Origin of the sequence: Kitasatospora sp. NPDC127060 (genome assembly GCF_042724935.1) — a bacterium.
In the GTDB taxonomy this organism is placed as follows: domain Bacteria; phylum Actinomycetota; class Actinomycetes; order Streptomycetales; family Streptomycetaceae; genus Kitasatospora.
Genome location: NZ_JBHXEG010000063.1, coordinates 13929 through 36308, shown reverse-complemented (window position 1 = coordinate 36308; position 22380 = coordinate 13929). Strand labels below are relative to the sequence as shown.

22 protein-coding genes and 2 pseudogenes are annotated in these 22380 nt (G+C 72.6%); 9 read left to right on the top strand and 15 right to left on the bottom strand.

The annotated features are described in order from the left end of the window. Positions 1-165: 165 nt before the first annotated feature. Positions 166-837 (bottom strand): signal peptidase I, encoded by a 672-nt coding sequence (lepB, locus tag ACFWIS_RS28990; protein ID WP_380459566.1) that lies wholly within the window; start codon positions 835-837, stop codon positions 166-168. A gap of 166 nt (positions 838-1003) precedes the next feature. Here lepB and ACFWIS_RS28985 point away from each other — a divergent pair, with 166 nt between their 5' ends. From ACFWIS_RS28985 to ACFWIS_RS28975, 3 genes are all read left to right on the top strand, one after another. Next, complete coding sequence (locus tag ACFWIS_RS28985) at positions 1004-1432, top strand: (2Fe-2S) ferredoxin domain-containing protein (RefSeq protein ID WP_380459565.1); 429 nt, start codon at positions 1004-1006, stop codon at positions 1430-1432. A 117-nt stretch (positions 1433-1549) separates the two neighbouring features. Beyond that, a complete protein-coding gene (locus ACFWIS_RS28980) occupies positions 1550-1804 on the top strand; it encodes a hypothetical protein (RefSeq protein ID WP_270148018.1) in 255 nt (84 codons plus the stop codon). Between the two features lie 192 nt (positions 1805-1996). Next, positions 1997-3664: a purple acid phosphatase family protein gene (locus ACFWIS_RS28975; protein WP_380459562.1), complete on the top strand. Its 1668-nt coding sequence runs from the start codon at positions 1997-1999 to the stop codon at positions 3662-3664. 37 nt (positions 3665-3701) lie between these two features. Here the strand turns inward: ACFWIS_RS28975 and ACFWIS_RS28970 are convergent, their stop codons facing one another. After that, positions 3702-4034 (bottom strand): YnfA family protein, encoded by a 333-nt coding sequence (locus tag ACFWIS_RS28970; protein ID WP_380459560.1) that lies wholly within the window; start codon positions 4032-4034, stop codon positions 3702-3704. Positions 4035-4053: 19 nt separating this feature from the next. Further along, positions 4054-5268: a pyridoxal phosphate-dependent aminotransferase gene (locus tag ACFWIS_RS28965; protein ID WP_380459558.1), complete on the bottom strand. Its 1215-nt coding sequence runs from the start codon at positions 5266-5268 to the stop codon at positions 4054-4056. Between the two features lie 97 nt (positions 5269-5365). Here ACFWIS_RS28965 and ACFWIS_RS28960 point away from each other — a divergent pair. Together ACFWIS_RS28960 and ACFWIS_RS28955 are read left to right on the top strand one after the other, a co-directional pair. Then, positions 5366-5719 (top strand): annotated as a pseudogene (locus ACFWIS_RS28960) (winged helix-turn-helix transcriptional regulator); the annotation flags it as partial. Positions 5720-6041: 322 nt separating this feature from the next. Continuing rightward, positions 6042-6821: an SGNH/GDSL hydrolase family protein gene (locus ACFWIS_RS28955; RefSeq protein WP_380459556.1), complete on the top strand. Its 780-nt coding sequence runs from the start codon at positions 6042-6044 to the stop codon at positions 6819-6821. 72 nt (positions 6822-6893) lie between these two features. Here ACFWIS_RS28955 and ACFWIS_RS28950 read toward each other — a convergent pair whose 3' ends face one another. After that, complete coding sequence (locus ACFWIS_RS28950; protein ID WP_380459554.1) at positions 6894-7535, bottom strand: GNAT family N-acetyltransferase; 642 nt, start codon at positions 7533-7535, stop codon at positions 6894-6896. A gap of 137 nt (positions 7536-7672) precedes the next feature. Between ACFWIS_RS28950 and ACFWIS_RS28945 the strand changes: the two genes are divergently transcribed. Beyond that, a complete protein-coding gene (locus ACFWIS_RS28945; RefSeq protein ID WP_380459552.1) occupies positions 7673-8590 on the top strand; it encodes a pentapeptide repeat-containing protein in 918 nt (305 codons plus the stop codon). A gap of 216 nt (positions 8591-8806) precedes the next feature. Here the strand turns inward: ACFWIS_RS28945 and ACFWIS_RS28940 are convergent, their stop codons facing one another. The 5 genes from ACFWIS_RS28940 to ACFWIS_RS28920 form a co-directional block, all read right to left on the bottom strand. Further along, the gene (locus tag ACFWIS_RS28940; protein WP_380459550.1) at positions 8807-9541 is read right to left on the bottom strand and encodes a tyrosine-protein phosphatase; all 735 of its coding nucleotides are present in this window, start codon (positions 9539-9541) and stop codon (positions 8807-8809) included. Positions 9542-9563: 22 nt separating this feature from the next. After that, positions 9564-10196 (bottom strand): TetR/AcrR family transcriptional regulator, encoded by a 633-nt coding sequence (locus tag ACFWIS_RS28935; protein WP_380459548.1) that lies wholly within the window; start codon positions 10194-10196, stop codon positions 9564-9566. A 97-nt stretch (positions 10197-10293) separates the two neighbouring features. Beyond that, entirely contained in the window at positions 10294-10617 is a 324-nt protein-coding gene (locus ACFWIS_RS28930) for a hypothetical protein (protein ID WP_380459546.1), read from the bottom strand. Next, positions 10614-11126, bottom strand: a complete 513-nt coding sequence (locus ACFWIS_RS28925; protein WP_380459544.1) for a DUF6232 family protein — start codon at positions 11124-11126, stop codon at positions 10614-10616. Before ACFWIS_RS28925 ends, ACFWIS_RS28930 begins: the two co-directional genes overlap by 4 nt. Before the next feature lie 84 nt (positions 11127-11210). Beyond that, the gene (locus ACFWIS_RS28920) at positions 11211-11609 is read right to left on the bottom strand and encodes a RidA family protein (RefSeq protein ID WP_380459542.1); all 399 of its coding nucleotides are present in this window, start codon (positions 11607-11609) and stop codon (positions 11211-11213) included. A gap of 72 nt (positions 11610-11681) precedes the next feature. Here ACFWIS_RS28920 and ACFWIS_RS28915 point away from each other — a divergent pair, with 72 nt between their 5' ends. Next, positions 11682-12584 carry a LysR family transcriptional regulator gene (locus tag ACFWIS_RS28915; protein WP_380459540.1) on the top strand — a complete coding sequence of 301 codons (903 nt, stop codon included), beginning with the start codon at positions 11682-11684 and terminating at the stop codon, positions 12582-12584. A 31-nt stretch (positions 12585-12615) separates the two neighbouring features. On the opposite strand, the gene ACFWIS_RS28910 is transcribed toward ACFWIS_RS28915, so the two are convergent. Together ACFWIS_RS28910 and ACFWIS_RS28905 are read right to left on the bottom strand one after the other, a co-directional pair. Next, complete coding sequence (locus ACFWIS_RS28910) at positions 12616-13962, bottom strand: methyltransferase domain-containing protein (RefSeq protein WP_380459539.1); 1347 nt, start codon at positions 13960-13962, stop codon at positions 12616-12618. Between the two features lie 241 nt (positions 13963-14203). Continuing rightward, entirely contained in the window at positions 14204-15103 is a 900-nt protein-coding gene (locus ACFWIS_RS28905) for an aminoglycoside phosphotransferase family protein (RefSeq protein WP_380459537.1), read from the bottom strand. Positions 15104-15461: 358 nt separating this feature from the next. Between ACFWIS_RS28905 and ACFWIS_RS28900 the strand changes: the two genes are divergently transcribed. After that, the gene (locus tag ACFWIS_RS28900; protein ID WP_380459535.1) at positions 15462-17978 is read left to right on the top strand and encodes a Tex family protein; all 2517 of its coding nucleotides are present in this window, start codon (positions 15462-15464) and stop codon (positions 17976-17978) included. A 37-nt stretch (positions 17979-18015) separates the two neighbouring features. On the opposite strand, the gene ACFWIS_RS28895 is transcribed toward ACFWIS_RS28900, so the two are convergent. Both ACFWIS_RS28895 and ACFWIS_RS28890 read right to left on the bottom strand, forming a co-directional pair. Continuing rightward, a complete protein-coding gene (locus tag ACFWIS_RS28895) occupies positions 18016-18468 on the bottom strand; it encodes an SHOCT domain-containing protein (protein ID WP_380459533.1) in 453 nt (150 codons plus the stop codon). 82 nt (positions 18469-18550) lie between these two features. Then, on the bottom strand, positions 18551-19144 hold the full coding sequence (locus ACFWIS_RS28890; protein WP_380459531.1) for an NUDIX domain-containing protein: 594 nt from the start codon (positions 19142-19144) through the stop codon (positions 18551-18553). A 173-nt stretch (positions 19145-19317) separates the two neighbouring features. On the opposite strand from ACFWIS_RS28890, the pseudogene ACFWIS_RS28885 reads away from it, so the two are divergent. After that, positions 19318-19901, top strand: a pseudogene (locus tag ACFWIS_RS28885) (zinc ribbon domain-containing protein). Between the two features lie 33 nt (positions 19902-19934). On the opposite strand, the gene ACFWIS_RS28880 reads toward ACFWIS_RS28885, so the two are convergent. Both ACFWIS_RS28880 and ACFWIS_RS28875 read right to left on the bottom strand, forming a co-directional pair. Then, positions 19935-21092, bottom strand: coding sequence for a type III polyketide synthase (locus ACFWIS_RS28880; RefSeq protein WP_380459529.1), 1158 nt, complete (start codon positions 21090-21092; stop codon positions 19935-19937). Positions 21093-21128: 36 nt separating this feature from the next. Continuing rightward, complete coding sequence (locus ACFWIS_RS28875; protein ID WP_380459527.1) at positions 21129-22337, bottom strand: cytochrome P450; 1209 nt, start codon at positions 22335-22337, stop codon at positions 21129-21131. Between the last annotated feature and the right edge of the window lie 43 nt (positions 22338-22380).

The window sequence follows — 22380 nt, the reverse complement described above, 5'->3', positions numbered from 1 at the left end:
GGTTTCGCCGTCGTCCATGGTTTCGACGGGATTTCCGGAAATCCCGTCAGATGGCACCGGGTGCCATTTCGAATTCCGCTCCACCGCGTTTCGGAATTGGCGTCGATTCAATGGCGGTACGCGCGGCGATACGCGCGGGCGATACGTACGGGAGTGGAATTCGGTTCAGTCGGCGGGATCGGCCGCGGGCCGCCGCCGGGCGGCGGCGAAGGAGACGAGCACCACCGCGGCGAGCAGGCCGGTCACGGTGACCAGCGCCCCCAGGACCATCAGGAACGCCGCGCCGATCAGCTTGCCGGGCAGGGCGGGGGAGCCGCTGCCGGAGTGCCAGACCACCCGGTTCCCGGTCAGCAGGGCGAGGTCGACCGTGCCCTGCCGGGCGTCGTCCACGTGCTGCCGGGAGTCGACCGCGGTGTCGCGGTGATCGCCCATCAGGAAGGCCCGCCCGGGCGGGACGGTGACGTCGAAGTCGTGGGCGCAGGTGCCGGCCCGGCGATCGGCCGGCTCGTCCAGCGGCGACCCGTCGAGGCTGAGCTGTCCGCCGGTGCAGGCGATCCGCTGGCCACCGAGGGCCATCACCCGGAACACGGGGGAGCCGGGCAGGCCCCACGGGGAGTCGACGATGTGGATCCCGCCGCGTCGCACGTCCGCGGCCGCGACCCGGTCGGCGAGCATCCGGTCGCCCGGCCGGAGGTCCGGTGCCATCGCGGTGCCGTCCATGCGGTGGACCGAGTAGCCGCCGGTGAGCACCACCGAGAGTCCGAGCGCCCCGCACAGCAGGCCGAACACCGCCACGGCCACCGCGAACCACAGGCCCCGGGCCCTCTGCTTCGGCATCCGCCCGTTCCTCTTTCGTCTTTCCCCGACCGTTCCTCCGCCGGATCCTATTTCAGGCGGCTCGGGCGCTCGGGCTGGCCTCGGGGCCCTGCGGCCTGACAGGTACAGTTCCGGTGCAGAGCGTGCCGTCGACCGGGCCCGCCGACCAGGAGGGGGATCAGAGCGGATGAGCCGCCGAGACCGCGACCGCGACCGCGACCGTGACCGCGAGGGCAAGCGGGGTGCCGGCTCCCCGGTGACCGTCACCGTCTGCCGGGGCTGTTGCTGCGGCACCGAGGCGAAGCACCCGGGGGTGGACCACGCGGGGCAGTACGAACGGCTGCGGACGGCGGTCGGCCCGGCGGGCCGGGTCCGTGCGGTCAAGTGCCTGGACGTCTGCTCCCAGTCCAACGTGGTGGTGGTCGGCCCGTCCAGCGAGGGGCGGGCGGCGGGTGGCCGTCCGGTCTGGCTCGGCTTCGTGCTGATGGACGAGATGATCGACGACATAGCCGCCTGGGTGCGGGCGGGCGGGCCCGGCCTGGCCGATCCGCCCGGGCTGCTCGACCTCCAGCTGATCTCGGTCTCCCGCCGGGTCCGCGAGGGCCTGCCGGAATGACCGGACGCCCCGGATGATGCTGACGGTTCGTCAGATCCACGCCCCGGGACGGTGTCGGGGCGTGGCCACTACCATGACCGGTGGCATCGAGCGGTTCCGCGCAAAGGGAGGAAGACGATGACGACGGTCTGCCGCATCTGCGCGGGCACCGGCCGGACCGCCGGCCTCAACTGCCGTACCTGCCAGGGCACCGGCACCACCGAGGTGGGCGGCGGGGGCGGCAACTGCTTCCTCTGCGACGGCACCGGGGTGTACGTCCGCTACCGGGTGGACGCGACCGGCGCCAAGCAGGCCTACCGGGACGAGATCTGCCGTACCTGTGACGGCACCGGCAACCGGTCGGCGAACCTCTGGGACGAACCCTCCGCCTGACGCCCGCTCCGCCCGACCTGTTCTCCCGTCCGGCCCGCGCCGCGGGCCCGGGGCATGATCCGGCATCACTTCGATGTGGACATGCTCTTTGCCTGTTCATGGTCGAACATTGGTGTTCGATTGGGGGGCGCGCTGAGGCCCGTTCACCGGAAGTCCGCGCGTGGTCAACGCACCGCTGACAGAGTCCCGCGCATGGATATCCCCAACATGGGCGTGCCGGCCACGCTTGCCGACCGCATGAGCATGGCCGAGCAGCACGAGTACCTGCGGGCCCGTTTCTCCCGCCGCCGCATGCTGCGCGCCGGCGCGGTGACCGTGGGTGCCGTCGCCGTCGCCGGTGCACTGGGCAGTGCACCGGCCTTCGCCGCCCCGGCGGGGCCCCAGCTGCTGACCGGTGCCACGACGGCCGGCATCGACGGATCCCTGGTCGCGCCGACCGGGCGCCACCTCCAGTTCGGCCCCGAACCGGACACCCAGTTCCGCGTCTCCTGGCAGGTCCCGGCGCCGGTCAGGAAGCCGTTCCTGCGCTTCGGCAAGACCCCGTGGGAGCTGGGCCACAAGATCCAGGCCGAGGTCCGCGCGCTGCACACCCCGGCGCTGACCCCGAGCGGCCAGCCGGTGGACCAGTACTACCTGCACGTGGCGCTGGAGGACCTCCAGCCCGACACCACCTACTACTACGGCGTCGGCCACGACGGCTTCGACCCCGCCTCGCAGCAGCAGATCTCCACCCTGCACACCTTCCGCACCGCGCCCTCCCGGGACCACCGCTGGGGCAAGGTGTACGAGCCGTTCACCTTCACCGCCTTCGGCGACCAGGGCGTCAGTGCCCACGCGGCCGGCAACGACAACATCATCAAGGCCCAGAAGCCGGCCTTCCACCTGCACGCCGGAGACATCTGCTACGCCGACCCGGCCGGCTCCGGCACCGACCCGGACAAGTCCGTCTTCAACGCGAAGACCTGGGACGACTTCCTGGTCCAGACCGAGACCGTCGCCGCCGACATCCCGTGGATGGTCGCGTACGGCAACCACGACATCGAGGCCTGGTACTCGCCCAACGGCTACGGCGGAGAGAACGCCCGCTTCTTCCTGCCGGACAACGGTCCGGACCCGCGCACGGTCCCCGGCGTCTACACCTTCCGCTACAAGAACGTCGGCGTCATCTCGCTGGACGCCAACGACGTCTCCTACGAGATCCCGGCCAACCTGGGCCTCTCGGCGAACAGGCAGACCAAGTGGCTGGAGCGCACCCTCAAGGACCTGCGCAATGACGAGACCGTCGACTTCGTCGTGGTCTTCTTCCACCACTGCGCCTTCTCCACCACCGTCGCCCACGCCTCCGAGGGCGGCGTCCGCGAGGCCTGGGTGCCGCTGTTCGAGAAGTACCGGGTGGACCTGGTCATCAACGGCCACAACCACATCTACGAGCGCACCGACGCCATCCTCGGCAACAAGGTCTCGAAGCAGGTGCCGAGCGGCGCCACCATTGAGCCGGCCAAGGACGGCGTGGTCTACGTGACCGCGGGCGCGGCCGGCCGCAGCCTGTACAAGTTCGACGTGCCGGACACCTACGAGGGGCACGAGAACCACCAGGACGAGGTCCAGACCTACTACTGGAGCAAGGGCCGGGTGAAGACCCCCGAGACCATCCAGTGGTCGCGGGTGCGCTACACCGGCTACTCCTTCCTCAAGGTCGACGTCACCCCGGCCCACCTGGGCCGGAAGTCGGTCATGAAGGTCACCGCGCTGGCCGAGAACGGCACCCGGATCGACAACTACACGATCCTGCGCACGGTCGGCGAGGGCTGGGACTCCAACAGCGACGAGGACGGCCAGGGCGGCGGCTGGGGCTGGTAGGTCCCCGCGCTCGTGACGGTGCCCCGGCGCTGGAGGTTCAGCGCCGGGGCCCGTACATGATCACGCCGACCCCGGCCAGGCAGACCAGCGCGCCCAGCACGTCGAAGCGGGTCGGCCGGAAGCCGTCCACGACCACGCCCCAGAACAGCGAGCCGGCCACGAACACCCCGCCGTAGGCGGCCAGCACCCGGCCGAAGTCCGCGTCCGGCTGGAGCGCTGCGACGAAGCCGTACGCGCCCAGCGCCACCACGCCCAACCCGGCCAGCCACCACGGCCGTTGCTCGCGCACGCTCTGCCAGACCAGCCAGCAGCCGCCGATCTCGGCGAGCGCGGCGACGGCGAACAGGGCGATGGAGCGCAGGGTGGTCATGACGGTGGATCGTAGGCGCTCAGACCTGCTTGTACGTCGCCAGGAAGCGCCCGATCCGGTTGATCGCCGTCTCCAGGTCGTCGGCGCGCGGCAGGGTGACGAAGCGGAAGTGGTCCGGGCGGGGCCAGTTGAAGCCGGTGCCCTGGACGACGTGGATCTTCTCGCGCAGCAGCAGGTCCAGCACGAACCGCTCGTCGTCGACGATCCGGTGCACCGCCGGGTCCAGCCGGGCGAAGGCGTACAGGGCGCCCTTGGGCTTGACGCAGCTGACGCCGGGGATCTCGTTGAGCGCCTTGATCGCGATGTCGCGCTGCTCGGTGAGCCGGCCGCTGGGCAGGACGAGGTCGTTGATGGACTGGTGGCCGCCGAGCGCGGCCTGGACGGCGTACTGCGCGGGCACGTTGGGGCACAGCCGCATGCCGGAGAGCATGGTCAGGCCCTCCAGGTAGTCGGTGGCGTGCTGCTTGGGGCCGGAGACGACCAGCCAACCGCTGCGGAATCCGGCCACCCGGTAGGCCTTGGAGAGGCCGTTGAAGGTGAGGGTGAGCACGTCGTCGGCGAGCGCGGCCAGGCAGTGGTGCTCGGTGCCGTCGTAGAGGATCTTGTCGTAGATCTCGTCGGCCAGCACCATCAGCTGGTGGCGGCGGGCCAGGTCGAGGATGCCCTCCAGCAGCTCCTTCGGGTAGACCGCGCCGGTGGGGTTGTTGGGGTTGATGACGACGATCGCCTTGGTGCGGGCGGTGATCTTGGCGGCGATGTCGTCGAGGTCCGGGTACCACTCGGCCTGCTCGTCGCACAGGTAGTGCACGGCCTTGCCGCCGGCCAGCCGGACGGAGGCCGTCCACAGCGGGTAGTCCGGCATCGGGACGAGCACCTCGTCGCCGTCGTCGACCAGCGCGGTGATCGCCATCTGGATCAGCTCGGAGACGCCGTTGCCGAGGTAGACGTCGTTGACGCCGACGCCCTGGACCCCGCGCTGCTGGTAGTACTGCACCACCGCGCGGCGGGCCGGCAGGATGCCGCGCGAGTCGCTGTAACCGTGCGCCGAGGGCAGGTTGCGGATGATGTCCTGGATGATCTCCTCGGGCGCCTCGAAGCCGAACGGGGCCGGGTTGCCGGTGTTCAGCCGCAGCACGCTGTGCCCGGCCTCCTCCAGGGCGTTTGCCTGGTCCACCACCGGGCCCCGGATCTCGTAGCACACGTCATTCAGCTTGCTGGACTGGCGAAACTCCATCTGCGGCCTCCCGACCGTCACCACCGCTCCGTTGCTTCAGCTTTGTTCTACCAAGTTGGCACTTGGAAAGTCCAACCTTTTGGCTATGCTGATCCACATGTCACGCCGAAGCTACGACCAGTACTGCGCCGTCGCCCGCGCCCTGGACGCGGTGGGGGAGCGCTGGAGCCTCCTGATCGTCCGTGAACTCCTGCGCGGCCCCCGCCGCTACACCGACCTGCACGCCGACCTGCCCGGCGTCTCCACCGACATCCTCGCCGCCCGGCTCAAGCAGCTGGAGGGCGAAGGACTCGCTGTGCGCCGCAAGCTGGAGCGGCCGGCCAACGCCACGGTGTACGAGCTGACCGAGCGCGGCCGCGGACTGCGGCCGGTGATCGAGGCCCTGGGGGAGTGGGGGCTCGGCGCCCTCGGCGAACAGCGGCCCACCGACGCGGTGCGCGAGCACTGGTTCACGGCGACGGCGACGGCGACGGTTCCGACGGCGACGACTGCTCCGGCGGTTCCGGCGGCGACGGTGGCGACCGTCGCGGGGTGAACGCCCAGCCGGTGCGGTGAGGGGGCGGCGGCCACGGGCCGGATGAGGGGGCGGCGGCAAGGCCCCCGTCGCCGGCCGCCGCCCCGTGGACCCAGGATGGCCCGGGGCGATAAACGCGCACTGGACGCCGAATGAGCGGGCCGGGCCCCCGCGGAACTGGTTGGCAAGTGCACGCGTACGATCGTCGGATCGCTTCGCCGGAGCCACCGGAGCCAGTAGAGGAGAGCGGAGGCCGCCCGTGCCCACCACCAGCCGCAGCTACACCAGCTACGTCGCCATCGGGGACTCCTTCACCGAGGGCATGTGCGACGACCTCCGTCCCGACGGCCACTACCGGGGCTGGGCCGACCGGGTCGCCACCGCGCTCGCCGGCCAGACCGAGGACTTCCGGTACGCCAACCTCGCCGTCCGCGGCAAGCTGATCGGCCAGATCCACGACGAGCAGCTCGCCACCGCGGTCGGGATGGGCGCCGAACTCGTCACCCTGGCCGGCGGCCTCAACGACGTGCTGCGCCCCGGCTGCGACATCGACCGGGTCGAGCGGCTGCTCGGCCGCTGCGTCGAGGAACTGCGCGCCGGCGGCGCCAGCGTCGTCCTGTTCACCAGCACCGACCCCACCCGCCGGATGGCGGGCAGCGCCCGGCTGCTGCCCGCCATCCGGCGGATGAAGGCCTTCGTCCAGGAGCTCGGGCGGCAGGACGGCATCGCCGTCGTCGACCTGTTCTCCGCACCGTGCTTCGACGACCGCCGGCTCTGGGCCGAGGACCGCCTGCACCTCTCGCCCGAGGGCCACCGCCGGGTCGCCGAAGGCGTCCTGGAAGCCCTCGGCCGCCCCGCCGCCTTCGACTGGCGCGCCCCGCTGCCCGCCGCCGCCCCGCCCGGCCGCGCCGAGAAGCTGCGCTCCGACGCCCGCTGGCTGGGCACCCACCTCGGCCCGTGGATCGGCCGCCGCCTCACCGGCCGCTCCTCCGGCGACGGCCGCCCGCCGAAGCGGCCGGAGCTGCTGCCGTACCGCTAGGGCGGGCCCGGCAGGATCGGCCGGGCAGGGCCTGGCTGGGCCCTGCCCGGGGCCCGTCGGCGGGGCCGCTCGTCAGGGCTCCAGCACCAGGCTCGCCATCGGGGCGCGGGTGGTCCAGCCGAGAGCCGTGTAGAGCGCCTGGCCGTCCACCGTGCCGACCAGCACGCCGGTGCGGGCGCCCGCCTCGTACGCGCCGGACCGCAGGGCCCCCATCACCACCGAGCCCAGGCCCCGGCGGCGGTGCTCGGGGGCGGTGACGATCTGGTCCGGCACGGCCACCGCGCCGGCCAGGCCCGTCTGGCCGCGGGCGGCGAGGTGCCCCTCCTCGGTGCGCAGCAGCACCCGGAGGATCCCGCCCCGCTCCCAGTGGGTCAGGGTGTAGCCGGCCGGGACGGCCGGCCGCTCGGGGGTGAGCGGGGCGGTCATCAGGAAGCCCGGCGGGTCCAGCCGCCACTGCGGGCCGAGCCAGGGCCGGACGGTCGAGTCCTCGGCGAACAGCTTCAGCCAGGTGGTCGGCGCGGTGGTCGCCTCGGCGAGCTTGCGGACCTCCGCCTCGGTCGGCTCGGGCAGCACGTGCCGCCCGACCTCCCTGGTCGGCGCGCCGACGTCGATGGTCCAGCCCCAGGGCTGCTCCACCGGGTCGGCGGCGCCCCGGGAGACGGTCCAGCCGCTGATCCACATCCGGACCAGCTCGGTGATGTTCGACTGCGGCATGGCGCGATTCCTCCGCATGTAAGGGTCTCTCTGGGCACTTACACCTTACCTGCGTGGGGGGTGGCCTGCCCAGTAATCTTGACGGGTTCGACGCGCCGGACTCCACCGGCGTCCAGCCGCTGGAAGGACCCCGGACCGTGAGTGAGACCGAGTCGCCGCAGGACCCCACGGCGGCCGCGCCGAACCCGCTCCAGGCCGACTGCGGCAGCTGCTTCGGACTCTGCTGCGCGGCCCTGCCGTTCGCCGCCGGCGCCGACTTCGCCATCGACAAGGCCGCCGGCACCCCCTGCCGCAACCTGCGGACGGACTTCAGCTGCGGCATCCACGCCCGGCTCCGCGACAGCGGCTTCCAGGGCTGCACCGTCTACGACTGCTTCGGCGCCGGACAGCGGGTCTCCCAGGTCACCTTCGGCGGGGTCAGCTGGCGCGAGGAGCCCGCGAGCGCCAAGCCGATGTTCGACGTCTTCCCGGTCGTCCGGCAGCTCCACGAACTGCTCCGGTACCTCACCGAGGCGCTCACCTTCGCCGCCGCCCGGCCCGTTCACCCCGAACTGCGGCAGGCCCTCGAAGAGACCGACCGCCTCGCCGGCGGGACCCCCGAGGAGATCCTCGCCGTCGACGTCCCGGCCCACCGCGGGCGGATCAGCGACCTCCTGCTGCGGGCCAGCGAACTCGTCCGCGTCTCCGTCCCCCGCCGCCGCGAACACCGCGGCGCCGACCTCTTCGGCGCCCGCCTGCGCGGCGCCGACCTCCAGGGTGCCAACCTGCGCGGCGCCCTCCTGGTCGCCGCCGACCTCTCCGGCGCCGACCTGCGCCTCGCCGACCTCATCGGCGCCGATCTCCGCGACGCCCATCTGGCCGGCGCCGACCTCACCACCGCCCTCTTCCTCACCCAGGCCCAGCTCGACGCCGCCCGCGGCGACGCCACCACCCGCCTCCCGGCGGCCCTCACCCGCCCCACCCACTGGCCCGACACCGCCCCGGCCCCGGCGTCCGCCGACCGCAAGCCCGCGCGCAGGGGCGGCAGCCGCCCCGGCAAGCCGCGTCGCCGCTAGGGCGTGTCAGACACGCCCCAGGGCCCGCGCCGCTGCGGGATCAGGGCCCGCGGTGGAGCGGGTCCTCGGGGACGACCGCGGCGATCCGCGCGGCGGGAGGCCGGGGAGGCCGGGGAGGCCAGCGAGGCCAGCGAGGCCGGGGAGGCGCAGGGGCGGAGGCGTGCACGAGGTTGACGGCCGGTCGACCGGCGGTTGGATCGCCCTCGACGCAGGTGGTCAGGATGTGAGCAGCCGTGACCGCAGGGCGGCTATCCGGTCGGGGGCGAAGCCGACCGGGCCGGTGAGGTAGGCCTCGACGGAGCCGTGGCGGGCGGCGAGGTCGGCGAGGGTGAGGCGGATGACGGTCTCCGGGGCGCGGCCGTAGCCGGGCCAGCCGAGGGTGCGGCCGGGGTGGGCGGCGTGCCAGTCGGCGATGAGCCGCGGGGTGGCGCGCTCGGTGAGGGCGAAGTCGGCGGCGATGTCGTCCTCGGAGACGCCGAGCAGGGTGAGCACCAGGGCGGCGATCAGGCCGGTGCGGTCCTTGCCGGACGCGCAGTGGAAGACGACCGGGGCCTCGGCGTCGGTGATCACGTCCAGGGCTCGGCGGATCTCCCGCACGCCGTCCTCGGCGACCTCGGCGAAACGGTCGGCGAGGTAGCGCCAGGGGTCGAGCGCGGGGTCGATCGAGGCCTGGTCGTACGGGCGGTGCTCGATCGAGAGGTGGTGGTACTCCAGGCCGTCGAAGTGGGGCACCCGGCCCTTGGCGGCGATCTCCCAGTCGTAGCGCAGGTCGATCACGGTCCGCACGCCGAGGCTCCGGAGGCGGTCCAGGTCGGCGGGGGAGGTGAGCTTGCCGAGCGAGTCGGAGCGGTGGAGCAGGCCCCAGCGGACCGTCCGGCCGTCGGCGGCCGGGTAGCCGCCCAGGTCGCGGAAGTTGTGCAGGTCCTCGAATTCGACGTGACGCGTTGTCATGCCCGGACTGTATCCAGCGGTGTCAACCCTGGCCGTAGCCCCCGGTGAGCAGGTCGAAGGCGCGGTCGGCGGCGGCGACGGCCTCGGGGTGGAGGTCGTCGGCGGTGCGGCCGCCGTTGTGGATGAGGTGCCAGTTGTGCAGGGCGAGGACCCGCTGGGTGGCGGTGACCTGGGCGGCGAGCAGCGGGGCGGTGAGTTCGCGGGGCTGCGCGAGGCCGGGGGCCTCGCGCAGCGCCTCGGCGAGGGACTGTTCGGCGCGGGCCAGGTAGGAGCCGACCCGGGCGGCCAGGCTCGGGGTGCCGTGGACGAGCGCGGTGAAGGCCAGCACCTGGGGGTGGTCGTTGAGGCCGGTGACCGGGTCGTGCCGGGCGAGGCCGTCCAGGAAGTCCCGGCGCAGGGCGTCGAGGACGCTCTCGCCGTCGGCCCGGCCCCGGACCACGTCCGCCGCCTGCTCCTGGTGGTCGGCGAAGCGGTGGACGACCAGGTCCTCCTTGCTGGCGAAGTAGCTGAACAGGGTGGGCTTGGAGACCTCGGCGGCGGCCGCGACGTCGGCCACCGAGACCTGGTCGAAGCCGTGCTGCAGGAAGAGCGCGATGGCCGCCTCGGAGATGGCCCGTCGCGTCCGTTCCTTCTTGAGCTCCCGCAGTCCTGTCATGCCGGCCAGGCTAGCAGCCGGGATTGACCGGGGCAGGTTTCTGACCCGGTACGAAAAATCAGGAGCGGAGATCGGGAGCGGAGATCGGGAGCGGAGATCAGGAGCTGAGCGAGTCCAGGATCCGCCGCACCGACTCCACCACCGGCGCGCCCGCCCGGACCAGCGAGGCCACCCCCGAGATGTTGCGCAGCGCCCGCCGCAGGGCGGACGGCGAGGCCTCGGAGCCGTCGCCGATGGCCTCCAGCGACTCGTCCAGCACCTCGCGGTCCTCGGCCGGCACCTGGTCGCGCAACAGCCTTACGGCGGTGACCAGTTCGCGCAGGGCGGCCTGCGGGTCGACCGGGCCCTGGTTCTTGACGATGCCGATGTTGTGGTCGCCGTGCTGGGTGACGGAGTCACCGAAGTGGAAGGAGTTGCTCACTGTCCGACCCGCTTTCCGGTGTTGTGGTCGCCGTACTGGGTGATCTTGTCGCCGACGTGGAGGTTCTCCACCTGGAGCGCGAACTCCGCCTGGGGGTTGTCGATCGCCTCCATGATCATCTGGATCAGGTTGCCGATCTGCCACTGGTTGTGGCTCACCACGGCGGTGGTCGCGGCGTTCGAGGTCTCGATGACCAGCTTGTAGAGCGGCTTCTGCCGCAGCCGGGTGACGAACCGGTAGAGGAAGAACAGGAAGCCCGCCACCAGCAGGACGGCCGGGACGGCCGCCGCCTGCGTCTTGTCCGTCGAGTTGTGGGTGAGCGCGCTGAGGAAGCTGGCGGCGAACAGCAGCCCCAGCACCTGTCGGACGAACCTGATGACCGTCCGCGAGCGCTTGGGCGGCCACCACACCAACTGCCGTGCCCGGGCGATGTGCTGCAGCGGGTACGCGTCGCCGCCGATCCACAGCACCCGCCGGCTCACCCTGACGTCGATCACGTTCCGTGCCATGTCCGCTCCCCCTGCCGCTCGTGCGGGGAGAACCATAGCAATGGCTGCGGACGGGCGGGGGCCTGGCGGCGGATCAGCCGGATCTCACGCGCTCCGCCGCCGGGCCGTCACCTCGATCTCGATCCGCATCCGAGGGTCGGCCAGACCGCAGACCTGCATCGTCGCGGCCGGTCGGACCTCGCCGAAGCAGCGGCGCAGCACCGGCCAGCAGGGCTCGAAGTCCGTACGCTCGGGCAGCAGGTAGCGCACCCGTACGACGTCGGCGAAGCCGGAGCCGGCCTCGGCCAGCGCGGCCCCGATGTTGCGCAGGCACTGCTCGGCCTGCTCCACCACGTCCTCGGAGATGGTCATGGTGGCGTAGTCGAACCCGGTCGTCCCGGACACGTGCACCCAGTCGCCGTCCACCACGGCGCGGGCGTAGCCGATCTGCTCCTCGAAGGTGGAGCCGCTGAGGACGGCGCGTCGATCCGTCGTGTTCGTCATGCGCCGAACGCTAGGTGGCCTGCGGGGATACGTCCAATACTCGCTCGGTGCCGATCTGATATCCCTACGCGTATGGAGCGCCCGGAACTACCCCTGCCGCAGCTGCACGCCTTCGCCGTGCTCGCCGGGGAACTGCACTTCGGCCGGGCCGCCGCCCGCCTCGGCATCGCCCAGCCGCCGCTGAGCCAGCAGATCCGCCGGCTGGAGGAGAAGGTCGGCCACCCGCTGTTCCGGCGGGAGCCCGGCGGCGTCGCCCTGACCCCCGCCGGGCGCGAGCTGCTGCCCGCCGCCCGCCGGGCCCTGGCCGACCTCGCGGACGGGCTGGCCGCCGCCCGGGCGGTCGGGGGTGGCGAGGCGGGTCGGCTGCGGATCGGGTTCTCCGCCTCGCTCGCCCTGACCGTGCTGCCCGGGCTGCTGCGCACCTTCCGGGACCGCCACCCCGGGGTGCGGCTGGACGTACGGGAGATGACCAGTGCGCCGCAGCTCGCCGCCCTGCGCGAGCGCGGCATCGACGTCGGCCTGCTCCGCGAACCGCCGGCGGACGAACCGGAGCTGCGGTTCCGGACGGTGCTCAGCGAGCCGTTCGTCGCCGTGCTCCCGGCGCACCACCAGCTGGCGGTCCAACGGACCGTCCGGCTCGGGCAGTTGGCGGAGGAGCCGTTCGTGCTGCTGCCCCGGGAGGAGGGGCCGCAGCTGTACGACCGGATCACCGGCCTGTGCGTCGGGGCGGGCTTCACCCCGCGGACCGGGCAGCAGGCGGTGGAGTGGCAGACGGTGTGCGCCCTGGTCGGGGCCGGCCTCGGCGTCTCGCTGGCCCCGGCGAGCATCCGGCGGATCCGGCTGCGCGGCGTGGCCTTCCGCCGGATCGACCCCGGCACCGCCCGCACCCGCGCCGCCGTCGCCTGGCGCGCCGACGACCGCAGTCCGCTGGTGGCCCACCTGCTGGCCATCACCGGGCAGCACCGGGCGTCCTAGGTCCTGCCCGGCAGGCTCCGCCGGACAGGCCTTAGTTCCGCAGTTCGTAGACCAGGTTGAAGGGGGTCTCGGTGGCTCGGCGGAAGTGGGGGAACCCGGCCTCTGCGGCCACCTCGCGGGTACGCGCCTCGCCGGCGGCGGCACCGAGGGCGCGGCCGACCGGCTGTGCCTGGGACACGGGGACGCAGATCAGTGAGGACGCGCTGTAGAAGGCCCGGCCGAGGGGGTTCAGGTTGTCGGCGAGGTCGTCCTGGGCGTGCGGTTCGACCAGCATCACCACGCCGCCGTCGGAGAGGCGCGCCCGGCAGTGCGAGAGCACGCCGACGGGGTCGCCCATGTCGTGCAGGCAGTCGAAGAAGGTGATCAGGTCGTAGGGGCCGCCGCCGAAGTCCGCGGCGCCGGACACCTCGAAGGCGGTGCGCCCGGCCAGCCCGTTCTCCTCGGCCAGGGCCCGGGCCTTCTCGACCGAGGGCAGGTGGTAGTCGAACCCGGTGAAGCCGGACGCGGGAAAGGCCCGGGCCATGAGCATGGTGGAGTGGCCGAGCCCGCAGCCGACGTCGGCGACGCTGCCGCCGGTGCGCAGTCGCTCCACCGTGCCGTCCAGGGCCGGCAGCCACTCCTGCACCAGGTGCGCCGCGTAGCCGGGGCGGAAGAAGCGCGCCGTGCCGGTGAACAGGTCCGGGTGGTGCTGCTCCCAGCCCACGCCGCCGCCCTCGACGAAGGCGCGCTCCAGCTTCTCGCGGGTCTCCTGCGCGGCTGCGGCCATGAAGGCCTGGAAGCCGCCGAGGGCGAAGAAGGGGCTGTCCTCGTCGCAGAAGGCGGCGACCTGCTCGGGAGTGAGCCGGAACCGTCCGTCCGGGTCGAGCGCGACGTAGCCGCTGGCCGCCATCGCCGCCAGCCACTCCCGGACGTTGCGCTCCTGGGTGCCCGTCCTTTCGGCCAACTCGGAGGAAGTGAGCGGTACTTCGTCCGCCATGGCCCGGAAGAGCCCGAGCCGGTCGCCGATCGACAGCAGCGGTGCTATCGCCACGGCGCCCAGATCGTTGACGACGCGGCCCATCAGGGTCTCCAGCGCGTCCTCGTCGAGCGTCATGTCCCGGACCACGTCCAGGTTGACGAAGCGCGGCGCCCCGTCGCACGCCTCCCGCATCTCCTCGGCGATGTGCCGGGTCTCCGGCAGGTCGCTGTTCTTCATCGCCTCCTCGTAGGAGGGGAACTCCACGATCTGGACGAAGTGGGAGGGCCGGTCGCGGTCCTTGCCGATCGTGGCGTGCTGGGCGGTGCGTTTGCCGTGGGTGGCCCGCAGCCACTCGTCCATGAGCCGGTCGACGCGGTCGGCCTCGGTGGTTTCGTATTCGATGACCTGCATGAACGACATGCCGATCAACCCCCTTCCAGAGGTGTAAGAACAGCGTCCCGCTCCCTCCGGGCCGCCACAACCCGCGTCATCCCCGTCCCGGGACGATCTCCGGCGAGCGGCCGTCCCCACCGTGTCCGTCACCGCCGTCCCGTACCCGTCCGTGCGCGGGGACTCGCAGGCTGTGACCTTCCGCGCCGACCTTCCGCGCCGACCTTCCGCGCCGACCTTCCGCGCCGACCTGCAGACGCGCGGGCGGCCTTCAGACGCTGCGGTCGGCGAGCACCTCGCGGACCACGTGGCGGGCGTGGGCGGTGCGGGCCGAGTCGGTGTGGCGGTAGTACGGGATGGTCACCAGGGCGATGGAGAAGGCCCAGGCGCGGCCGCGGGCCCACATCGCGTCGTCGGCGCGCAGGGCGGCCCGGAAGGCGGGGCGGGCGGAGGCGGGGAGGAGGTTCCAGGCGGGCAGCAGGTCGGTGGTGGGGTCGCCGACGCCCATCAGGGCGAAGTCGAGGACGGCGGCGAGCCGGCCGGAGCGGTTCAGCAGCAGGTTGCCGGGGGTGAGGTCGCCGTGCATCCAGACCGGTGCGCCGGCGTGGTCGGGGAGGCGGAGCGCCTTGTCCCACAGGGCGGTCGCGGCCGCGGTGTCGATGGCGCCGGTCAGCTGGGCGATCGCCGCACGGGTGGAGCCGTCCCGGGAGGCGAGCGGCACGCTGCGGGGGCCGGCCGGGGCGCCGGCCGGGTCGAGGGTGCGCAGAGCCTTGACGAAGCCGGCCAGGTCGCGGGCGAGCGCCTCGGGCGCGGCGAGCACGCCGACCGCCGGGTTGACGCCGTCGAGCCAGCGCACCACCGACCACTCCCACGGGTAGCCCGCGGCGGGGCGGCCGACGGCCAGCGGGGCGGGGACCGGCAGCGGCAGCAGCGGTGCCAGCCGGGGCAGCCAGCGGTGCTCGCGGCGGACGTCCCCGGCGGCCCACTCCACCCGGGGCAGCCGGACGGCGAGTTCGGGCCCGAGCCGGAACATCGCGTTGTCCGTCCCGGCGGACCCGACCGGGGTGACCGGCAGGCCCACCCACTGCGGGAACTGGGCGGAGATCAACCGCCGAACCAGGGCAGCGTCGACGACCGGTCCATCGGGGTGCATCCGGGCGGCAGCGCACATGCCCGGCAGCGTACAGCGCGGATCGCCGGGGATCAGCCGGATCGGCGAACTGCGTACCGGAGTTCGATCAGCGGAGGGTGATCCGCCCCCGGACGGTGCCGCCCCGGCCGTACCGCGGCACGTTCCCGCCCGGCGCCACCGCGCACAGCGGCCCGGCGCGGCGGAGGCCTCGGAGGTGCCCAGGGTGTTCACGCCCGGCAGCCCGGGAAGCCGCAACTGGACTCCGCTCGCAACTCGTTGGGGCCGGGGCCGATTCGCGCCACGCCCGCCGCCCCGGGTGCGGCCGGGAGCCGTCACCGGTACCTGCCAGAATGCTGGGCGTACGGCGAAAGCACTGAAGGAGAAGGTGACCGGCTTCGTGACCACGCCAGTCGAACAGGTGGCCCGGCAGGCCCAGCAGGCGATCGAGCGCAAGATCGCCGAGGAACTGGGCGTCCGCGAGGGGCAGGTGAAGGCCGCCGTCGAGTTGCTCGACGGCGGCTCGACCGTGCCGTTCGTGGCCCGTTACCGCAAGGAGGTCACCGGCTCGCTGGACGACGCCCAGCTGCGCACCCTGGAGGAGCGGCTGCGCTACCTGCGGGAGTTGGAAGAGCGCCGGGCGGCCGTGCTGGAGTCGATCGAGTCCCAGGGCAAGCTGGACGACGCGCTGCGCGCCCAGGTGCTGGCCGCCGACTCCAAGGCGCGGCTGGAGGACATCTACCTGCCGTTCAAGCCGAAGCGGCGGACCAAGGCGCAGATCGCCCGCGAGGCCGGGCTGGAGCCGCTGGCCGACACCCTGCTCGCCGACCCGACGCAGGACCCGGCCGCGCTCGCCGCTGGGTACCTGAACGAGTCGGTGGCGGACGGCGCGGCCGCGCTGGAGGGCGCCCGGGCGATCCTGGTCGAGCGCTTCGGCGAGGACGCCGACCTGGTCGGCTCGCTGCGCGAGCGGATGTGGAGCCGCGGCCGGGTGGTCGCGCGGGTGCGGGACGGCAAGGAGGCCGACGGCGCCAAGTTCGCCGACTACTTCGACTTCGCCGAGCCGTACCCCAAGCTCCCCTCGCACCGCATCCTGGCGATGCTGCGCGGCGAGAAGGAGGAGGTGCTGGACCTCGAATTCTCGCCCTACGACGGTGACTCCGAGGGCGACCTGCCCGGGGAGAACGACTACGAGCAGCGCATCGCGGCCCGCTTCGGCATCGCCGACCGCGGCCGCCCGGCCGACAAGTGGCTGGCCGACACTGTCCGTTGGGCCTGGCGCACCCGGATCCTGGTGCGACTCGGCATCGACCTGCGGTCCCGGCTGCGGGCCGAGGCCGAGGACGAGGCGGTACGGGTCTTCGCCGCCAACCTGCGCGACCTGCTGCTCGCCGCGCCGGCCGGCACCCGCGCCACCATGGGCCTGGACCCGGGCTTCCGCACCGGGGTGAAGGTCGCCGTGGTGGACGCCACCGGCAAGGTGGTCGCGTACGAGACGATCTACCCGCACCAGCCCGCCAACAAGTGGGACGCGGCGCTGAACACCCTGGCCGCGCTGGCGAAGAAGCACGACGTCGACCTGGTGGCGATCGGCAACGGCACCGCCTCCCGGGAGACCGACAAGCTCGCCGAGGACCTGCTGGGGCGCCACCCCGAGCTGAAGCTCACCAAGGCGATGGTCAGCGAGGCGGGCGCCTCGGTCTACTCGGCCTCGGCGTTCGCCTCCCAGGAGCTGCCGGAGCTGGACGTGTCGATCCGCGGCGCGGTGTCGATCGCCCGCCGCCTCCAGGACCCGCTGGCCGAACTGGTCAAGATCGACCCCAAGTCGATCGGCGTCGGCCAGTACCAGCACGACCTGAGCGAGGTGAAGCTCTCCCGCTCGCTGGACGCCGTGGTCGAGGACTGCGTCAACGCCGTCGGCGTCGACGTCAACACCGCCTCGGCACCGCTGCTCACCCGGGTCTCCGGCATCACCGCCACGCTGGCCGACAACATCGTGGCCCACCGCGACGCCAATGGCCCGTTCCGCACCCGCCGGCAGCTCAAGGACGTCTCCCGGCTCGGCCCCAAGGCCTTCGAGCAGTGCGCGGGCTTCCTGCGCATCCCCGGCGGCGAGGACCCGCTGGACGCCTCCAGCGTGCACCCCGAGGCCTACCCGGTGGTGCGCCGGATCCTCGCCGCCACCGGCGGGGAGCTGCGCGAGCTGATCGGCAACGGCGAGCGGCTGCGGGCGCTGCGCCCGGCGGACTTCGCCGACGACACCTTCGGCGTCCCGACCGTCACCGACATCCTCGGCGAGCTGGACAAGCCGGGCCGCGACCCGCGCCCGGCCTTCCGCACCGCGACCTTCAAGGAGGGCGTCGACAAGATCGGCGACCTGGAGGTCGGCATGGTGCTGGAGGGCGTGGTCACCAATGTGGCCGCCTTCGGCGCCTTCGTCGACGTGGGCGTCCACCAGGACGGCCTGGTGCACGTCTCGGCGCTGTCCCGGAACTTCGTCAAGGACCCGCGCGAGGTGGTCAAGCCGGGCGACATCGTCAAGGTCCGGGTGCTCACGGTGGACGTGCCGCGCAAGCGGATCGGGCTGACCCTGCGGCTGGACGACGAGGTCGGCGGGGGCCGGGAGCGGGGCGGCGACCGCGGTGACCGGGGTGAGCGGCAGGCCCGCCCGCCGCGCCAGGAGCGGCGCGGCGGCGACCGGGGCGCTCAGGGCGGCCAGGGCGGCGCTCAGGGCGGCCGTGGCGGCCAGGGTGCTCAGGGTGCTCAGGGCGGCCGTGGTGGCCAGGAGCGGCGCGGCGGCGGCTCCGGCGGCAACGCCCCGCTGGCGAACAGCGCCATGGCGGACGCGCTGCGCCGGGCCGGCCTGACCGGCGGCGGCGACGGCGGCTCCAAGGACCGGCGCTCCGGACGGCGCTGAGCGGTCTCCGGGAACGGCCGTGGTGCTGCTCGGACGGTCAGACCAGGAGCCTGTCCTTGGCCTTCTGGTACTCCTCCTCGGAGATGGCGCCGCGGTCCTTCAGGTCGGCCAGTCTCGCCAGGTCCTCGACGTGGCTGCGGCCGGCGCCCGCGTCGCCCCCGCCGCCCCCCGAGGGCGTCCCGGCGGCGTCCCGGATGTACGCCCGGAAGGCCGCGTCGGCCTGTTGGGCCTGTTCGATGTCCCGCTTCCCCATGCCCTGGCCGCGGGCGATCAGGTACGCGAGGATGCCGATCAGCGGCAGGATGATCACCAGGACCAGCCAGCCGGCCTTGCCCCAGCCGCTCAGGTCATGGCTGCGGAAGATGTCCGAGATGATCTTGAACAGCAGGAAGAACCAGAGGATCCACAGGAACAGCTCCAACATCGTCCAGAAGATGTTGAGCACCGGATAATCCACTGCCAGCGAAGCAGCCAAGGCGTTGGTGTCCATGAAATGAGTCATATCACCGCAAAACGGACGTAGCTCTCCGCTGTTCGGCCATTCCAGTGATCTTCCGCCCCGGCGGGAATGCTCAGCCCTGCTGGGCCCGGCGCCGCAGCTCCACGGCCAGCCCGATCAGCTCGCCCCACCAGGCCTCGTGCCCGGTGAGCAGCAGCCGCTGCGCCTCGGCGACCGGGACGGCCCGGACCTCCACCACCTGCTCGCCGTCCGCCGGGTTGGTCGGCGTCGAGTCCAGCTCGACCTCGCCCCAGCCCCACAGCCAGGCCTTGTCCGGGTGCGGCTGCCACGGCCGGTACGGCACCGGGTCCTCGGTGTGGCAGCGGTGCGCGCCGAGCCAGCCCGGTTCGCCGAGCAGCCGGGCTCCGGCCTCCTCGCGCAGCTCGCGGGCCAGGCAGTCGGTGACCGACTCGTCCCGCTCCCGGGTGCCGCCGGGCAGGAACCAGTGGTTCCGGTCGTCCCGGCAGAGCACCACGCCGCCGCCCGCGAACCCGACCAGGTGGATGTTGGTGACCAGCTCGTCCGGCGGCGGCTCGGTGGAGAACTGCGCGTCGTAGCGGCCCCAGGTCCAGTACTGCGGCGCGTGCAACGCCGGGAACAGGGCGGAGAGTTCGGCGGCTCTGGCGGAGGCGTCCGCGGTGTCGGCGCGGTCCGTGGTGTCGGTCATCTGAATATCTCCGAGGAGGTGAAGGCCTTGGAAGTCGGGAAGGAATGAGACATCTCGTGGATCCTCGGTCGAGACTGGGGAAGTGGCGAGGTCGGCCGTTTTGAAGCCGGACGAGTCGGTATCGAGAACGCGAGAGCCCGAATGGTACAAACTGACGGCCTATCATGTAACCCGTGGCCACTCGCGTGAAGCGGGCCCTCGAGTACCGCTTCTGTCCGACCGATGGGCAGGCGGCCGAGCTGTCCCTTGCGTTCGGGTGCGTGCGGAAGGTCTACGACATGGCGTTGGAGGCCCGGATCGCCGCGTGGCAGCGGGGCGAGCGGATCAACTGCAACGCCACCTGCAAGGAGCGTTCACCAACGTCTTCGGGAAGCGGTCGAGGTATCCCCGGTTCAAGGCGAAGAAGAAGTCCCGCGACAGTGCGGAGTACACCACCAGCGCGTTCCGCTTCCGAGACGGCCGGCTCACACTGGCGAAGACGGGGGACCGGTGGTTGCCCACCTCGAAGCTCTGCTCGGGCTGCGGCGTCCTGCGCGACAGGATGCCGCTCGACGTCCGGGCATGGACGTGCGGTTGCGGCACCACCCATGACCGGGACGTGAACGCGGCGAAGAACATCCTGGCCGCCGGGCTGGCGGTTGCAGCCTGTGGAGACGGTGTAAGACCTCAACGGAGAACTCCGGGCGGGCAGTCGTCGGTGAAGCAGGAAGTCGTCCCACCGCGGCGCACGCGCGCAGCGGCTCGGCCGCGAGGCTGAGGGGAACCCCTCGCCCTCGGGCGGGAGGGGAAGTCAATCGGAGATCGTAGTGCCGGCGGGGAAACGGCGGGGGGCGCCCTGATGGACGAGGGCGATGTCGGAGGTGGAGATGGCGCGCGGCCGCCGGCGGACCGGCTCGACGGGGGAGTCCACCCAACTGCCCAGCGAGATCTCGGCAGTGATGCCCGGTCCGAAGCCGGCGATCAGCCCGGTGGTGCCCTCGCCCACCCCGCCGTCGGCGAACAGTCGGGCCAGGGCGTCGAAGACGACGGCGCTGGCGATGTTGCCGCGTTCGGTCAGGGTGGCCCGGCTGTAGCGGAACGTCGAGGGCTCCAGGTTGAGGAAGTGGCAGAGGTCGTCCAGGATGCGCGGGCCGCCGGCGTGCACGATGTAGAAGCCGAGCCCGGAGACGTCCCAGCCGTGCTGCCCGGCCAGGGTGCGCAGCGCGGGGGCGAGCATCTCCATGGTGCCGGGCACCCGCTTGTCCAGCTGGAAGTGGAAGCCGGTCTCCTTGACCCCGTACGAGATCCAGCCCTCGGTGTCCGGGACGAGGTGCGAGCCGTTGCGTTCGACGTGCACCCCGCGGCCGCCGTGGCCGCGCATCACCACGGCGGCGATCGCGTCCCCGAACAGGCCGTTGGAGAGCAGCGAGCCGACGCCGAGGTCGCTCGGCTGGTAGCAGAGCGAGCAGAACTCGCAGGCGACGATGAGCACGTTGGCGCCCGGGTAGGCGCGGCAGAAGTCGTGGGCGCGGTTGACGGCCGCGCCGCCGGCGGCGCAGCCGAGTTGGGCGATCGGCACCTGGCGGGTGTCGGAGCGGAAGCCCATGGTGTTGATCAGCCAGGCCGTCATGGAGGGCATCATGAAGCCGGTACAGGACACGTAGATGATCAGGTCGATGTCCTGGGCGCCCAACTCGGCGTGGCCGAGCGCGCGTTCGACCACCTCCGGGACGCGGAGCTTGGCCTCCCGCTCGTACACCTGGTTGCGGTGGGTGAAGCCGGGGTGGGTGAGGGTCTGCTCGATCGGCTGGACCAGGTGCCGGGTGCGCACCCCGGTGTTCTCGATCAGCCTTAGGGCCAGGCCGAGTTGGGGGTGGCCGGCGTGCAGGGTGCGGGCCAGGTCGAGGGTCTCGTCGAGGGTGATGACGTGTTCGGGTACGGCGATGGCGGGGCGGCAGAGGGTGGCCATGAGGGGGGTCTCCTGGGTCTCCTGGGGGACGGGGGGCTACCAGGCGACCGGCAGGGTGCGCGGGAAGCGCCAGATCGAGCCGGAGTTCCAGTCGAGTTCGGCCGGGTCGACGGCCAGCCGCAGCCCGGGGAAGCGCCGCAGCAGGGTGCCGATGGCGACCTGCAGCTCCATCAGGGCGAGGTGCGAGCCGAGGCAGCGGTGCTGGCCGTGGCCGAAGGCCATGTTGACCGGTCCGTCGGTGCGGTCGAGGTCCAGCTCGTCGGGGCGTTCGTACACCGAGGCGTCCCGGTTGGCGGTCAGGTAGGAGACGTGCACGGCCTCGCCGGACCGGATCAGCACCCCGCCGAGCTCGACGTCCTCGGTGGCGACCCGGGCGATGCCGGGGCCCTGGCGGAACGGGATGAAGCGCAGCAGCTCCTCCAGGGCGCGCGGCAGGGTGTCCGGCCGGGTGCGCAGCTCGGCGAGCTGCTCGGGGTGGGTGAGCAGGGTGTACGTGATGTTGCTGAGCTGGTAGGTGCTGGTGTCGTGGCCGGTGACCAGCAGGACCATCGCCATGACGGTGAGCTCGTCGGCGTCCAGCAGGTCCTCGCCGTCCCGGGCGGTGGCCAGCGCGCTGATCAGGTCCTCGCCGGGGGCGGCGCGGCGTTCGGCGGTGAGCGCGGCGAAGTAGGCCCGCAGGCCGGCCTTGGCGGCCTCCTGGCCCTCGCGGCTGTCCGGGCCCATCCGCATCATCGCGACGGCCCAACCGCGCAGCCGGTCGCGGTCCTGCTCGGGGATCCCCAACAGCTCGCAGATGGTGGTGAGCGGCAGCCGGGCGGAGAGGAAGTGCGCGAGGTCGGCGGGGGCACCGTGCTCCGCCATCTCGTCGAGGTAGCCGTCGACGATCCGCTGGGTGGCCGGGCGCAGCCGTTCGACCTGGCGGTTGGTGAAGCCCTGGGCGACCAGCCGGCGCAGCCGGTTGTGCTCGGGCGGGTCCATCAGGTTGATCGACTCGGCCTGGGCGATGGTGGCGGGCGTCATCCGGGGCAGGTCGCGCCCGATGCCGGCGGCGCGGCTGAAGCGGCGGTCGGTGGTGACCACCTTGACGTCCTCGTAGCGGGTGGCCAGCCAGGCCTCGCCCTCGCCGTGCGGCAGTCGGATCCTGGCGATCGGGGCCTCGGTGAGCAGTCGCTTGAGGAGGGGGTCGAACTCCAGGCCGTCGGTGTGGTGGAAGGGGCAGTCCCACACGGGAGTGCTGGTGGTCACGGGCCTGTCCAATGGTGTTCGTCGTGCGGGTGATGCCGCGGGT

What these genes read in the sequence shown, in the direction of transcription:
- ACFWIS_RS28950 (WP_380459554.1), bottom strand. Translation starts at nt 7,535, where the DNA reads ATGCCGCAGTCGAACATCACCGAGCTGGTCCGGATGTGGATCAGCGGC.
- ACFWIS_RS28915 (WP_380459540.1), top strand. Translation starts at nt 11,682, where the DNA reads ATGGAGCGCCCGGAACTACCCCTGCCGCAGCTGCACGCCTTCGCCGTG.
- ACFWIS_RS28965 (WP_380459558.1), bottom strand. Translation starts at nt 5,268, where the DNA reads ATGGAGTTTCGCCAGTCCAGCAAGCTGAATGACGTGTGCTACGAGATC.
- ACFWIS_RS28880 (WP_380459529.1), bottom strand. Translation starts at nt 21,092, where the DNA reads ATGGCCACCCTCTGCCGCCCCGCCATCGCCGTACCCGAACACGTCATC.
- ACFWIS_RS28975 (WP_380459562.1), top strand. Translation starts at nt 1,997, where the DNA reads ATGGATATCCCCAACATGGGCGTGCCGGCCACGCTTGCCGACCGCATG.
- ACFWIS_RS28940 (WP_380459550.1), bottom strand. Translation starts at nt 9,541, where the DNA reads ATGACAACGCGTCACGTCGAATTCGAGGACCTGCACAACTTCCGCGAC.
- ACFWIS_RS28890 (WP_380459531.1), bottom strand. Translation starts at nt 19,144, where the DNA reads ATGACCGACACCACGGACCGCGCCGACACCGCGGACGCCTCCGCCAGA.
- ACFWIS_RS28935 (WP_380459548.1), bottom strand. Translation starts at nt 10,196, where the DNA reads ATGACAGGACTGCGGGAGCTCAAGAAGGAACGGACGCGACGGGCCATC.
- ACFWIS_RS28980 (WP_270148018.1), top strand. Translation starts at nt 1,550, where the DNA reads ATGACGACGGTCTGCCGCATCTGCGCGGGCACCGGCCGGACCGCCGGC.
- ACFWIS_RS28925 (WP_380459544.1), bottom strand. Translation starts at nt 11,126, where the DNA reads ATGGCACGGAACGTGATCGACGTCAGGGTGAGCCGGCGGGTGCTGTGG.
- ACFWIS_RS28905 (WP_380459537.1), bottom strand. Translation starts at nt 15,103, where the DNA reads ATGTGCGCTGCCGCCCGGATGCACCCCGATGGACCGGTCGTCGACGCT.
- ACFWIS_RS28985 (WP_380459565.1), top strand. Translation starts at nt 1,004, where the DNA reads ATGAGCCGCCGAGACCGCGACCGCGACCGCGACCGTGACCGCGAGGGC.
- ACFWIS_RS28970 (WP_380459560.1), bottom strand. Translation starts at nt 4,034, where the DNA reads ATGACCACCCTGCGCTCCATCGCCCTGTTCGCCGTCGCCGCGCTCGCC.
- ACFWIS_RS28920 (WP_380459542.1), bottom strand. Translation starts at nt 11,609, where the DNA reads ATGACGAACACGACGGATCGACGCGCCGTCCTCAGCGGCTCCACCTTC.
- ACFWIS_RS28910 (WP_380459539.1), bottom strand. Translation starts at nt 13,962, where the DNA reads ATGTCGTTCATGCAGGTCATCGAATACGAAACCACCGAGGCCGACCGC.
- ACFWIS_RS28895 (WP_380459533.1), bottom strand. Translation starts at nt 18,468, where the DNA reads ATGGACACCAACGCCTTGGCTGCTTCGCTGGCAGTGGATTATCCGGTG.
- lepB (WP_380459566.1), bottom strand. Translation starts at nt 837, where the DNA reads ATGCCGAAGCAGAGGGCCCGGGGCCTGTGGTTCGCGGTGGCCGTGGCG.